The organism is Mesorhizobium sp. WSM4848, from assembly GCF_055811375.1.
Window position 1 is genome coordinate 291237 of record NZ_JBVVPX010000002.1, and the last position, 13380, is coordinate 304616.

15 protein-coding genes are annotated in these 13380 nt (G+C 64.2%); 12 read left to right on the top strand and 3 right to left on the bottom strand.

Annotation, left to right across the window (positions count from 1 at the left end; translation table 11 throughout):
• Positions 1–13 precede the first annotated feature (13 nt).
• The 3 genes from AC0L16_RS03780 to cobO are packed head-to-tail and all read left to right on the top strand — an operon-like array spanning position 14 to position 1914.
• Complete coding sequence (locus AC0L16_RS03780; RefSeq protein ID WP_473619067.1) at positions 14–778, top strand: CbtA family protein; 765 nt, start codon at positions 14–16, stop codon at positions 776–778.
• Between the two features lie 22 nt (positions 779–800).
• Positions 801–1298, top strand: coding sequence for a bifunctional adenosylcobinamide kinase/adenosylcobinamide-phosphate guanylyltransferase (gene cobU, locus AC0L16_RS03785; protein WP_473619150.1), 498 nt, complete (start codon positions 801–803; stop codon positions 1296–1298).
• A 1-nt stretch (position 1299) separates the two neighbouring features.
• Entirely contained in the window at positions 1300–1914 is a 615-nt protein-coding gene (gene cobO, locus AC0L16_RS03790; protein ID WP_292401850.1) for a cob(I)yrinic acid a,c-diamide adenosyltransferase, read from the top strand.
• 167 nt (positions 1915–2081) lie between these two features.
• On the opposite strand, the gene cbiB is transcribed toward cobO, so the two are convergent.
• Complete coding sequence (gene cbiB / locus AC0L16_RS03795; RefSeq protein ID WP_473619069.1) at positions 2082–3050, bottom strand: adenosylcobinamide-phosphate synthase CbiB; 969 nt, start codon at positions 3048–3050, stop codon at positions 2082–2084.
• Here cbiB and cobD point away from each other — a divergent pair.
• A complete protein-coding gene (gene cobD / locus AC0L16_RS03800; protein WP_473619070.1) occupies positions 3049–4089 on the top strand; it encodes a threonine-phosphate decarboxylase CobD in 1041 nt (346 codons plus the stop codon). The two genes, cbiB and cobD, sit on opposite strands and share 2 nt — an antisense overlap.
• 115 nt (positions 4090–4204) lie before the next feature.
• Positions 4205–4711 (top strand): tyrosine phosphatase family protein, encoded by a 507-nt coding sequence (locus tag AC0L16_RS03805; protein WP_473619071.1) that lies wholly within the window; start codon positions 4205–4207, stop codon positions 4709–4711.
• A 178-nt stretch (positions 4712–4889) separates the two neighbouring features.
• Here AC0L16_RS03805 and AC0L16_RS03810 read toward each other — a convergent pair whose 3' ends face one another.
• Together AC0L16_RS03810 and AC0L16_RS03815 are read right to left on the bottom strand one after the other, a co-directional pair.
• Positions 4890–5693, bottom strand: a complete 804-nt coding sequence (locus AC0L16_RS03810) for a creatininase family protein (RefSeq protein ID WP_473619072.1) — start codon at positions 5691–5693, stop codon at positions 4890–4892.
• Between the two features lie 213 nt (positions 5694–5906).
• A complete protein-coding gene (locus AC0L16_RS03815; RefSeq protein ID WP_254021900.1) occupies positions 5907–6290 on the bottom strand; it encodes a RidA family protein in 384 nt (127 codons plus the stop codon).
• A 254-nt stretch (positions 6291–6544) separates the two neighbouring features.
• Between AC0L16_RS03815 and AC0L16_RS03820 the strand changes: the two genes are divergently transcribed.
• From AC0L16_RS03820 to AC0L16_RS03850, 7 genes are all read left to right on the top strand, one after another.
• Positions 6545–7549 carry an ABC transporter substrate-binding protein gene (locus AC0L16_RS03820; RefSeq protein WP_473619073.1) on the top strand — a complete coding sequence of 335 codons (1005 nt, stop codon included), beginning with the start codon at positions 6545–6547 and terminating at the stop codon, positions 7547–7549.
• Positions 7550–7558: 9 nt separating this feature from the next.
• Positions 7559–8389, top strand: coding sequence for an ABC transporter ATP-binding protein (locus AC0L16_RS03825; RefSeq protein ID WP_473619074.1), 831 nt, complete (start codon positions 7559–7561; stop codon positions 8387–8389).
• Positions 8376–9227, top strand: coding sequence for an ABC transporter permease (locus AC0L16_RS03830; protein WP_473619076.1), 852 nt, complete (start codon positions 8376–8378; stop codon positions 9225–9227). Before AC0L16_RS03825 ends, AC0L16_RS03830 begins: the two co-directional genes overlap by 14 nt.
• A 226-nt stretch (positions 9228–9453) precedes the next feature.
• A complete protein-coding gene (locus AC0L16_RS03835) occupies positions 9454–10767 on the top strand; it encodes a cytosine deaminase (RefSeq protein ID WP_473619077.1) in 1314 nt (437 codons plus the stop codon).
• Complete coding sequence (locus AC0L16_RS03840; protein ID WP_473619078.1) at positions 10764–12164, top strand: FAD-binding oxidoreductase; 1401 nt, start codon at positions 10764–10766, stop codon at positions 12162–12164. Before AC0L16_RS03835 ends, AC0L16_RS03840 begins: the two co-directional genes overlap by 4 nt.
• A 47-nt stretch (positions 12165–12211) precedes the next feature.
• On the top strand, positions 12212–12793 hold the full coding sequence (locus tag AC0L16_RS03845) for an NAD(P)H-dependent oxidoreductase (RefSeq protein WP_473619080.1): 582 nt from the start codon (positions 12212–12214) through the stop codon (positions 12791–12793).
• A complete protein-coding gene (locus AC0L16_RS03850) occupies positions 12793–13380 on the top strand; it encodes an NAD(P)H-dependent oxidoreductase (RefSeq protein ID WP_473619081.1) in 588 nt (195 codons plus the stop codon). Before AC0L16_RS03845 ends, AC0L16_RS03850 begins: the two co-directional genes overlap by 1 nt.

Consider the following 13380-nt stretch of genomic DNA (forward strand, 5'->3'; position numbering starts at 1 on the left):
AGGGGCTGACACCATGACACTGTTTCGCAACGTCGTGTTCATCGCGGCGATCGCAGGGCTTGTGGCCGGCGTCGTTCTCGCCTGCATGCAGGCCTACGCCACGGTGCCGCTCATCCTCAAGGCGGAAGTCTACGAACAGGCCGGCGGTGGCCACACGCATGACCATGGTTTGGCCCCGGCCGCGCCAGGCAGCAATGCCATGAGCAGCGCCGTGCCGGCTGAAGCAGCCACCGCCGAAGAGGAAGGCTGGACGCCGGCCGACGGTTTCGAGCGCTTCGCCTTCAACGTCGTTGCCAACGTCGTCACCGGCATTGGCTTTGCGCTGATCCTGGTCGCCGTTTCGGAGTTCGCCGGCGGCATCGGCAATTGGCGACAGGGCGTGTTCTGGGGCTTTGCCGGCTTCGCCGTGTTCACGCTGGCTCCGAACCTTGGCCTGCCGCCCGAACTGCCGGCGATGCCGACGGCCGATCTCGCCCAGCGCCAGATCTGGTGGACGGCGACGGTGGTGGCGACCGCGACCGGTCTCGGGCTGCTCGCCTTTCGCAAATCGCTGCCACTGGCACTTCTTGCCGTGGTGTTGATCGTGGCGCCGCATATTGTCGGCGCGCCGCCGCCCGACAGTTTCGAATCGCCGATCCCGGAAGGCCTGCACCACCAGTTCGTGGTGGCGGTGACGCTGACCAATCTAGTGTTCTGGCTGGTGCTCGGCGCTCTCGTCGGCTTGGTGCGCGGCCGCTTGACCGGCGCCGCAACCGGCCTGCGCGAAAACCTTGCCTGATCGCGCTGCTCCAGGCAGCAAGCTGACCCTGGTCATCGGCGGTGCACGCTCGGGCAAGAGCGCGCATGCCGAAAGCCTGGTGACGGCCTGCCCGGCGCCGTGGGCCTATATCGCCACGGCGCAAGCCTATGACGACGAGATGCGCGAACGCATCGCGCTGCATCGGTCGCGGCGCGGCGACGGCTGGACGACCGTCGACGCGCCGCTCGATCTCGTCGGCGCGATCGGGGCGCTGCCTGACGGCCGACCCGTCCTGATCGACTGCCTGACGCTGTGGCTGTCCAACCATATGCTGGCCGAACGCGACATTGAGGCCGAATGCCGAGGGCTGGCGGATGTGCTGTCGCGGCCGCGCGGGCCGTGGTTCGTGGTTTCCAACGAGGTCGGCCAGGGCATCGTGCCCGACAATGCGCTTGCCCGCCGGTTTCGCGATGCCGCCGGCCGGCTCAACCAACAGGTCGCTGCCGTCGCCGGCACGGTGCTGCTGATGGTGGCGGGACTGCCGCTCAAGGTGAAGTGATATGACCGATATCGACGACAGGGACGAGGAACGCCACCGCGCCAAGATGGCCAAGCGCAAGGCGGTGCAGGACGCCGAGGTCGCGGCAAAGACGGTCGAGAAGGGACTGCTGATCGTCAACACCGGCCCTGGCAAGGGCAAGACCACTGCCGCCTTCGGGCTGGCGCTGAGGATGCTCGGCTACGGCAGGCGTGTCGGCGTCGTCCAGTTCATCAAGGGCAAATGGCATACTGGCGAGAAGGACGCCTTTGCCGCTTTCGGCGACCGGGTCGTCTGGCACACGATGGGCGAGGGCTTCACCTGGGAGACGCAGGATCTCAAGCGCGACATCGCCGCCGCCGAGGCTGCCTGGGCCAAGGTGCTCGAGCTGATGGCCGATCCATCGATCAGCCTTCTGGTGCTCGACGAATTGAACATCGCGCTGCGCTACGACTATCTCGATCTCGACAAGGTGGTGGCGGCGCTGAAAGGCCGGCGCGAAAACCTGCATATCGTCGTTACCGGTCGCAACGCCAAGCCGGCGCTGGTCGATGCCGCCGATCTGGTCACCGAGATGGGCGTGACCAAGCATCACTTTTCCGCCGGCGTGAAGGCGCAGCAAGGCATAGAGTTCTGAGGTTTTGCCCGCCTCTTCTTCCTTCTCCCCTTGTGGGAGAAGGTGGATTGGCGCGCAGCGCCAAGACGGAAGAGGGGTGTTGGCCGAAGCGCGGTTGGTGCCAAGCTGGAACACCCCTCATCCGGCCGCTTCGCGGCCACCTTCTCCCACAAGGGGAGAAGGGGAAGTCACGCAGCGATGACGATCACCGACAGCAAGCCGAACAGTGCCATCAGCAGAAAGTCGGCAACCCGATAGAGTCTTAGCGCTCGCCTGATGTCCATGCTCTCGACATCGCGGCGGCCGCCTTCGCCCATGAACGCGTCGTCGACCATGACGCCGTCGTAGGATCGTGGCCCGGCCAGCGCCAGGCCGAGCGCGCCGGCCATCGCTGCCTCCGGCCAGCCGGCATTCGGCGAGCGGTGCTTTTTTGCGTCGCGCTGCACGGTGCGCCAGGCGTTGCCGGCATCGGCGTCTTTGACGAAGAAGGCGGCCAGCACGATAAGCAGTGCGGTCAGCCGCGACGCCGGCAGGTTGATCAGATCGTCGAAGCGCGCCGCCGCCCGGCCAAAAGCCTCGTGGCGCGGCGTGCGGTGGCCGATCATCGAATCGGCGGTGTTGGCGGCCTTGTAGGCGACGCCGCCGGCCAGCCCGCCGACGCCGATCCAGAAGACCGGCGCGACGACGCCGTCGGAAAAATTCTCGGCAAGGCTTTCGATCGCCGCGCGGCAGACGCCGGCTCTGTCGAGCTTTTCCGGATCGCGGCCGACGATCTGCGAGACGGCAACACGGCCGATGTCGAGTCCGCCATTGTCGAGTCCGTCGGCCACCGCCTCGACATGCTCGGCCAGGCTCTTCTGCGACAGCAGCGATGTCGCCAGGAGCGCGGTGAGGATCAATCCGGCTGGAATGCCCGCAAGCATGCTTTCCACCGCGAAAGCGATGGTGGCCGGCACCAGCACGATGATCAGCAGCGCATGAACACCGCGCCGGCGACGCAGGGCGTCGGAATCAGCATCGCGGTTGAGCCTGCGGTCGAGAAAGGATATCAGCCTGCCGAACCAGGTGGCGGGATGGCCGATGGCGCCGAGCAGCCAGCTGGGATAGCCGACAGCGAATTCAACAAGCAGTGACAGGAAAGCGATCAGGATCGACATGAAGTCTCTTGATGGAGCGGCGGCAGTGGTGGATCACGGCGGAAGCCTTGGCCGGGCGAGGGCGCTTTTTCCGCATGCGCCGCAGCCCTTCGTCGACCTCTCGACCGGTATCAATCCGCACTCCTATCCGTTTTTCGAGCTGCCCGCTACCGCTCTATCGAGATTGCCGGAAGCCGCGCGCGTCCGTGAACTGGCCGACGCCGCGGCAAGCGCCTATGGCGCGCCGTCGGCAGCCAATGTGGTGGCAGCGCCGGGCACGCAGATCCTGTTGCCGCGTGTCGCTTCGCTGGCGAGCCCCGGCAAGGCGCTGGTGCTCGGGCCGACCTATGCCGAGCATCAGCGGGCAGCGGCAATCGCCGGCCATGCGGTGATGGAGGTCGATGATTTCGAGGCCCTGGCAGGAGCCGATCTTGCCATCGTCGTCAACCCCAACAATCCGGACGGGCGCATCGTCGAACGCAAGAAGCTGCTTGAGCTTGCCGAAAAACTGCGCGCCAGAGGCGGGTTGCTGGTCGTCGACGAGGCGTTCATGGATGTCGGCCCGCCTGGCGAAAGCCTGGCCGGCGATGTCGAGCATGGCGGCTTCGTCGTGCTGCGCTCCTTCGGCAAGTTTTTTGGCCTTGCCGGCCTGCGGCTCGGCTTTGCATTGGCCGATGTGCTGACGGTCGAACGGCTGGAGGCGCAGTTCGGGCCGTGGGCGGTTGCCGGTCCGGCGCTCGAATATGGCATCCGTGCGCTTGCCGACAGCGGCTGGCAGGCCGAGATGCGGCGCCGTCTGGCCAGGGATGCAGCCCGGCTCGATACGCTGTTTGGCCGCTTCGGCGCCCCGGTCGCCGGCGGCACCACGCTGTTTCGCTATATCAGGCTGAGGGACGCCGCCGGTCTGTTTTTGGCGCTTGGCGAGCGCGGCATCCTGCTTCGGCATTTTTCCGGCCGGCCGGAGGTGCTGCGCGCCGGGCTGCCGGGCGAGGGCGAGGAATGGCAGCGGCTCGAATCGGCTCTTGCCGACTGGTCGCAACAACGCGACGATGACGCCTAAAGCGCGTCGCAATTGAACGGATTCATGCGACGCGCTTTAAGCACTTGTTTTTATGCATGTCGTTATCGCAAAACCGCTGCGCACTTTTGCGCGACATGCATTGGGAGATCAAGCAATGATCCATGTCTGTTCGCTTTCAAAAGTCGAGGAAACCGTCGCGAAGACCGGGGCCGAGCGGTTGCTTTCGCTGCTGGCCGCCGGCACCGAGGTGACGCGGCCGGCTTCGATCGCCCGGGAGAACCATCTGCACCTGGTCATGCACGATATCGCGGTGGCGCAGGAGGGCATGACCATGCCGGGTGAGGAGCATGTCCGCAACCTGCTCGATTTCGCGCGCCGATGGGATCGTGCAAGGCCGCTGGTCGTGCATTGCTATGCCGGTATCAGCCGGTCGACGGCCTCGGCCTACATCATCGCGGCGGCATTGGCGCCGCAGCGCTGCGAGGTCGAGTTGGCCGAGACGCTGCGTGCGCTGTCGCCGACGGCGACACCCAACCCGCGGCTGATCTCGGTCGCCGATGCGTTGCTCGATCGCAACGGCCGCATGACCCGTGCGATCCAGGCGATCGGGCGCGGCGCCGAGGCCTTCGAAGGCACGCCTTTCGAGTTGAAGATCGGTTGACGTCGGCGCTGCCCTCATCGCCCTGCCGGGCACTTCTCCCCGTATAGGTGACGGGGAGAAGGGGCTGGCCGCAGCGCTGGTGCCCTTTTTGCAACGCCGGCGATTGGCGAAATCATTGGTGAGGGCGCCCCTCGCCGGCAGGCAGGCGAGGGGCGGCGCGGCGCTGGCGAAAAACCTCCTATGCCAACCAGTCGGCCAGCTTGGCCTTGCGCACGTCCTTCAACAGGCTGATGAAACCGTCGGCTTGATGGCTGGCGGTCAGCCGGCCCTTTTCGGCCGTTGCAGTACTGGCGTCGCCGACCACGCCGTTCGGGTTGAGGTCGGTGGCGATCCAGGCGAAGGCGTGCGTTCCGGTGTGGCGCAGCAGCGAAAACTCCTTTTCGGCGCCGGCGACGTTGGACACGAAATTGCCGGCCTTTGCCATGTCGACGAGGTCCGGCCGGAAATGCAGCATCAGCGAGGTCTCGACATCGCCGCCATGGATGCCGTGGCGATCCTCAAGCTCGGTATACATGCCGGCCGGCCGGCCAAAGCGCTGCCAGCTCGTCTTCACCGCCAGCATCTTTGCTCGCACGCGCAATTCGCGGGTGATGATGCCCATGATCTCCTCGTTGCCGCCATGCGAGTTGACGACGATCAGCTTCCTTAACCCGGCCCGGGCGATCGACAGGCCGAGCTCGGTCCAGGCCTCGATCAAGGTCGCCGCCGGCAGCGTGAGGGTTCCCGGCGCATGCAGGTGCTCGTTCGACTTGCCCACCGCCTGGACCGGCAGGATGCGGATGTCGAGATCGCCGGGCAGGCGCTCGATCACCGTTTCGAGCATGCCGTTCATGATCGAGCTGTCAGTCGAGACCGGCAGATGCGGCCCGTGCTGTTCGATCGCCGCCACCGGCAGGACGGCGATCGTCGCCTCCGGGTCGATGGTGGCGTATTCTGTGGTCCGGTAATCGCCCCACCACACGCGTCTTTTTGTTCCGGCCATTTTGAACCTCGAAGAGAGACTGGCGGCGTCGGCGCTGCCCCTCACCCGTACCCTCTCCCCGTATAGAGACGGGGAGAGGGGGTCGCCAGCGTTGGAGCGCTTCCCTTCTCCCCGTCACTATACGGGGAGAAGGTGCCGGCAGGCGGATGAGGGGCAGCACCAGCCTTTGTCGTGTAACTGGAGATCAACGGCCTGTCGATTCCAGCCGGCTCCTCACCCTGCCGCAATGACCTCGATCTCGACCTTGAATTCCGGCCGTGCGAAACCGGATACGATCATCAGCGTCGAAGCCGGCGCCGGGCTGGTGAACAGGCGGTCGCGAACGTCCATATAGGGCTTCAGGAAGGCGCGGTCGGTGACATAGGCGTTGATGCGGACGATGTCGGAAAGTCCAAGCCCGGCGTCGCCGAGAATCGCCGCGATGTTTTGAAAACAGAGCTCGGCCTGCGCGCCGGCATCCTCCGGGATCTGATCGTCCGGCGTGATGGCGACCTGGCCAGAACACAGCACCAGCCGCTTGCCGGGCGGCACCTCGACGCCATGGCTGTAGCGGGCAAAGGGCGGCTTGATCGACTTCGGCGTCAGGAATTTGAACATGAAAATCTCCAGTCAACTGCCAGCGTAAAGCCGGATCAGGCGAGCCTTCAAGATGCAGTGCATACTATCAGGGCGATTATGGACAGGCGTTCAAAAAATAGGCACGATGCCCCGGTACGGCATGACCCGTCCGGCCTTCGCGCGCCACTGTTGCGCAAGGCGGTCGGTCCGGGTGATGGCATGTGTCTTGCTTCTTGAATCGATGGTGTCGAGCCCGGCGCGCGGCGCGCCGGAGTCAACTGAGGGTGGTGTGGATGGACGGAAAACTCAAGATTTCGGCTTGCGCGATCGTGCTGCTTGCCGCAAGCACGCTGCACGCGGCAGCAAACGAGAAGATCACCTTCGGCACCAACTGGCTCGCCCAGGCCGAGCACGGTGGCTATTATCAGGCGGTCGCTGATGGCACTTATGCCGCTTGCGGGCTCGACGTGACGATCATGCAAGGTGGCCCGCAGGTCAGCGGCCGGCCGCTGCTGCTCGCCGGCAAGATCGACTTCTACATGGGCGGCAACATGCTGCAGGCCTTCGACGCCGTTCAGCAGGAGATTCCGCTGCGCGTGGTCGCCGCCTCGTTCCAGAAAGAGCCGCAGGTGATCATGAGCCATCCGGGTCAGGGGCTCGACAGATGGGAGGATCTGAAGAACGCGGACCAGTACATTATCGGCGACGAAGGTGCACAGAGCTACTTCCAGTGGATGATCACGGAGTTCGGCTTCGATCCGGCCAAGCGCGTGCCCTATACGTTCAACCCCGCACCTTTCATCGCCAATCCGAAGTCGATCCAGCAGGGTTACGTGACCTCGGAGCCCTTCGCCGTCGCCAAGGAAGGCGGCTTCCAGCCCAATCTGTTCCTGCTCGCCGACTACGGCTTCGACACCTATGCGACGACGATCGAGACCATGCAGGCGACGATCGACAAGCGGCCGGAGGTGGTTCAGTGCTTCGTCGATGGCTCGGCCAAGGGTTGGTACAACTATCTCTACGGCGACAACGCTGCCGCCAACGCGGCGATCAAGAAGGATAACCCCGACATCAGCGACGAGCAGATCGCGTTTTCGATCGAGCAGATGAAGAAATTCGGCATCGTCGATTCCGGCGACACGGAAAAACTCGGCATCGGCGCGATGACCGACGCGCGCATCCAGAGCTTCTACGACAAGATGGTCAAGGCCAAGGTCGTGCCGGCCGACGTCGATATCAAGAAGTCCTACACGCTGGCCTTCGTCAACAAGGGCGTCGGGATCGACCTGAAGAAATAGCACCCGGGCATGATGCAGGAGAAAGTGGCGCAAGCGCCGGCAAACGCATCGGGCAAAGGTCCGATGCTGCTGGCGCTGCGCGGCGTCGGCAAAGTCTTTTCCAACGGCGTGACAGCGCTCAGCGACGTCGACCTGATGATCCGGGAAGGCGACTTCCTCAGCCTTCTCGGCCCGTCCGGCTGCGGCAAGTCGACGGCGCTGCGCCTCATCGCCGGTCTTGCGACGCCGACCTCCGGCCTGCTCGACTGGCGCGGCAGCAGCGCTGCCGACCGCTCTGACATCGGCTTCGTCTTCCAGGAGCCGACGTTGCTGCCGTGGGCCGACGTCTTCGACAATGTCTGGCTGCCGCTCAGGCTGAAGGGCGTGTCGCGGGCCAAGGCTGCGCCCGTCGTGATGGAGATGCTGGCGCGGGTTCATCTGACCGGCTTCGAGAAAGCCGTGCCGCGCGAGTTGTCCGGCGGCATGAAGATGCGCGTCTCGATCGCCCGCGCCATGGTGACCAAGCCGCGCGTGCTTTTGATGGACGAGCCATTTGCGGCATTGGACGAGATCACCCGCTTCAAGCTCAACAACGATCTTCTGGAACTGTGGCAGGACGAGCGCTTTACCGTCGTCTTCGTGACCCACAGCGTCTTCGAAAGCGTTTTCCTCTCCAACCGCGTCGTCGTCATGGCGGCGCGACCGGGCCGGGTCTTCAAAGAGCTCGCCATCGATGCGTCCTATCCGCGCAACGAAGCCTTCCGTACCTCGCCCGCCTATGCCGCGCTCTGCCGCCAGGCGTCCGATGTGCTGATCGGCGCCATCAACTCAACCGCCGGACCGCATCATGACGGCCATTGATCATCCTGCCGTAACCCTGGATCCCGAGGAGGCGCGTCGCGTGCGCCAGGAGCGGCTTGAGCGGATTGGCCGATGGGTGCTGCCGCTGGCGATCATGATCCTGGCGATCTGGCTGTGGGATCGCATCTGCATCTGGAACGACATCCCGAAATATATCCTGCCGCGCCCCGGCGTGGTGCTGCAAACGCTGTTCGACGATGCCGGGCTGCTGTTCTCCTCGCTGCTGGTGACGCTCAGGATCACCTTTTTCAGCCTGCTTCTGGCCGTCATCGGCGGTGTCGGGCTGGCGGTGCTGTTTGCGCAATCGAAATGGGTGGAGATGTCGTTCTTCCCGTTTGCCATCGTCCTGCAGGTGACGCCGATCGTCGCGATCTTCCCGCTAATCAACATCTATGTCGACAACCAGACGACCAAGCTTCTGCTGTGTGCCTGGATCGTCGCCTTCTTCCCGATCCTGTCCAACACGACGCTCGGCCTCAACTCGGTCGACCGCAATCTGCGCGACATGTTCAGACTTAACGGCGCGACCCGCTGGCAGCAATTGCGCTATCTGCGCCTGCCGGCGGCGATGCCCTATTTCCTCGGCGGGCTGAAGATCGCCGGCGGCCTGTCGCTGATCGGCGCGGTGGTGGCTGAGTTCGTCGCCGGGGCCCAGGGACAGTCGTCGGGGCTGGCCTCGCGCATCATCGAGGCCGGTTACCGGCTCAACGCACCGCGGCTGTTCGCGGCGCTGATCCTGATCTCGTTCACCGGCATTCTGATCTTCCTGGTGCTGTCGCTGATCTCGCATCTGATCCTGCGACGCTGGCACGAGAGTGCGCTGAAGCAGGAGCGATGATGGTGGGTCGTGTTCAAGGCAAAAACTGCCTATTATCCTTTCAGGCGTTGGCGCTGCCCCTCATCGCCCTGCCGGGCACTTCTCCCCGTATAGAGACGGGGAGAAGGGCGCTTTCATCGACGGTTTCGCCAACCACCAGCGTCGCAGAACGAGCGCCAAGGCTGCCGTCAGCCCCCTTCTCCCCGTTCACGGGGAGAAGATGCCGGCAGGCAGATGAGGGGCAGCGATGACCTCAGAAATTATCCCCGAAACCGGCCAATTCGTACTTTCCAACGCCCGGCTTCACGCATCACTTACGCCGGGACTCGCCGTAGCCTTCGATGCAGACGGCTTCGCGCTCGCCGACATTGCCGTCGTCGACGGCAAAATCTCCAGCATTACCGCGCGCGGCCGTTCCAATTCGCCCGCCGGCGCCCTCGACCTCGGCGGCCGTATCGTCATGCCGTGCTTCGTCGACTGCCACACCCATATCGACAAAGGCCATATCTGGCCTCGAAAACCCAATCCGGACGGCACCTTCATGGGCGCGCTGAACGCCACCGGCGCCGACCGCGTTGCCCGCTGGAGCGCCGAGGACGTCGCTTGCCGCATGGATTTTTCGCTGCGTTGCGCCTACGCGCACGGCACAAGGGCTTTGCGCACCCACCTCGACAGCGTCGCGCCGCAGGAGGAGATCTCCTGGCCGGTGTTCGAGACGGTACGGGAAAAATGGCGTGGCCGCATCGAGCTGCAGGCCGCTTGCCTGCTCGGCATCGAAGGCGTGCGCGACAAGAAATGGTTCGAGGGACTGGCCAAACGCGTCGCCGCGGCCAACGGTGTGCTCGGCGTCGTCACCTATATGCTGCCAGACCTGGAAGAGCTTCTCGATCGGGTTTTCGCGCAGGCGATCAAGCATGGCCTCGACCTCGATTTCCATGCCGACGAGACCGACGATAGCTCGGCGATCTCGCTGAAGAAGATCGCCGAGGCGGCGCTGTGGAACGGGTTTGAGGGAAACATCCTCGTCGGCCATTGCTGCTCGCTGGCACGCCAGCCCGATCTCGACGTGCTTGACACGCTGGACAAGATGGCGAAGGCGGGGCTTGCCGTGGTGTCGCTGCCGATGTGCAATCTCTATCTGCAGGACCGGCGCGGCGACAACACCACGCCGCGCTGGCGCGGCGTGACGCTGCTGCACGAGATGAAAGCGCGCGGTATTCCCGTCGCCGTCGCCTCCGACAACACCCGCGATCCGTTCTACGCCTATGGCGATCTCGACATGCTGGAGGTCTATCGCATGGCGACGCGCATCCTGCATTTCGATCACCCGGTCGGCGACTGGCCGCAAGCGGTGACTTCGACGCCGGCCAAGATGATGCGGCTCGACGGTTTTGGCACGCTTGCCGCCGGCGGCGCTGCCGATTTCGTCGTCTTTAGGGGACGGAGCTGGACGGAATTGCTGTCGCGGCCCGAATCGGATCGCATCGTGGTGCGTGATGGTCGCGCCATCGAACGCCAATTGCCCGACTATGCCGAACTCGACGATCTGATGGTGCGATGATGGACATTTCGGCACTGAAGCGCGACCTCGACGGTCTGAAGATCGATGACCATCCGGCGATCATTCAGCAGAAGAGCCGCGATTTCTACTGGTACAGCCCGGTGCTGAAGCAACAGCTCGACCATGTCACCGGCGACCTGATCGTGACGCCAAAGACCGAAGAAGAGGTGATCCGCGTGCTTGCCGCTTGCCACCGGCATGGCATTCCGGTGACGCCACGCGGCAGCGGCACCGGCAACTACGGTCAGGCGATGCCCTTGTCCGGCGGCGTCGTGCTCAATCTCGCCGAGATGAACGCAGTCAAGACGATCGCGCCCGGCCGCGTCGTGACCGGTCCCGGTGCCGTCCTCGCCGACATCGACAGGGCGACGCGCGCCCATTCCGGCCAGGAGCTTCGGATGTCGCCATCGACCTATAACACCGCTTCGATCGGCGGATTCGTTGCCGGCGGCTCGGGCGGCATCGGCTCGATTCGCTGGGGCGGGCTGCGCGACCTCGGCAATGTCATCCGGCTCAAGACCGTGACCATGGAGGCGGAGCCTCGCATCATGGATCTTAGCGGCGAGGAGGTGCTGAAGGTGATGCATGCCTACGGCACCAACGGCATCATTACCGAGGTCGAGATGCCGTTGACCGCATCCTACGACTGGATCGACGTCATCGTCGGCTTCGACGATTTCATGGATGCGGCCGGCTTCGGCAACGATCTCGCCATTCAGGACGGCATCCTGGCGAAGCTGATCACGCCGATCGCCGCGCCGATCCCTTACGACTATTTCAAGCGGCACCAGAAATTCTTCCGGCGCGAGCAAAGCATCGTCGTCTGCATGATCGCGCCGCATGCGATCGACGCTTTTGTCGCCCTCACGGCGCGCAGCAAGGGCGAGATCGTCTTTCGCGCCGACAAGGAGGCCGATCTTAGGGGTTTGCCGCCGGCCTATGAGCTGACCTGGAACCACACGACGCTGCGCGCCATCAGGGTCGACCCGACGATTACCTATCTGCAGACCCGCTATCCCTCGCCGGATCACCTCGCTTACGTCAAGGCGATGATCGACCGCTTCGGCGACGAGGTGCCGGTTCATCTCGAATTCATTCGCTTCGACGGCGCGATCGGCGTCGCCGGACTGCCGTTGGTCCGCTTCACCACAGCCGAGAGGCTCGACGAGATCATCCGCATCCATGAGGACAATGGCTGCTGGGTCTTCAATCCGCACCGCTACACGCTGGAAGAGGGCGGCATGAAGCAGACGGACGAGGTGCAACTCGCCTTCAAGCGCGAGACCGATCCGCAAGGGCTGCTCAATCCCGGCAAGATGATCGCCTGGGAAAACCCTGCGTACGACTATCGCTCGGGCAAGTCGTTCCTGTTCAAGGGGTTGCAGAAGGCGGGGTGAACGATGACGAGCGTACGGTGCTGTCGCGCTGACCTGCGAGGACTTCGGTGAACATCCTCGTGCTCTACGCTCACCCGGTCGAAACCAGCTTCAACGCCGGTCTGCACCGGACGATCGTCGAGCGGCTGACGGGCGCCGGCCACGCCGTCGACGACTGCGATCTTTATGCCGAGGATTTCGATCCACGGCTGACACGGGCCGAGCGGCTCGGTTATCACGACGAGCGCGGCGCCGGTGATCCGGCAGCACCTTATGTCGCGAGGTTGCAGAAGGCCGAAGCGCTGGTGCTGTCATTTCCGGTGTGGAACTACGGCTATCCGGCGATCCTGAAAGGCTTTTTCGACCGCGTCTTCCTGCCCGGCGTCTCGTTCAAGCTGGTCGATGGCAAGGTGCAGCCTTCGCTGCACAACATCCGCAAGCTGGCGGCGGTCACCACCTATGGCGGCAGCCGGCTCCACGCCATGCTGATGGGCGACCCGCCGCGCAAGCTGGTCAAGCGTGTGTTGCGCGCTACGGTCAAGCCAGGTGCCTCCGTGTCCTATCTCGCGCATTATTCTATGAACCTGTCGACCGATGAAACGCGGAAGAGATTCACGGCGAAAGTCGCAGCCAGCATGGATGCCTTCTGATGCGGGTCCTGGTGGTTTATTGCCATCCGGTCCCGGAAAGCTTTTGCGCCGCGATCCGCGATAGTGCCATCGAGGTGCTGAAGGCGAGAGGCTGGGAGGTGCGGCTGCTCGACCTCTATGCGGAAAATTTCGATCCGGTCATGGGCTGCGACGAGCGACGCTCCTACAATGAGCACGCCCCGCAGGATCCGGCGCTCAAGTCGCATATCGAAAATCTCAACTGGGCCCAGGCAATCCTCTTCATCTATCCGACATGGTGGTATGGGCTGCCGGCGATGCTGAAGGGCTGGCTCGACCGGGTCTGGGCAACCGATGTCGCCTTCCGGCTACCGGTGGGCAACGGACGGATCCAGTCGCTGGTGAGGCATGTGACGAAGATCGGGGTGATCACGACGTGCGGCGCACCGACCTGGTGGAGCGTCGTCGTCGGCCAGCCGGGACGCAAGACGATCCTGCGCGGCATGCGGGCGCTCTGCGCCACCCGCTGCAGGACGTTCTTTCTGGCGCACTACCTGATGGATGCGTCGACAGCGAAGACGAGGGCGGCGTTTCTGGAGAAAGTGCGAACGAAGCTGGAGCGGTTTTGA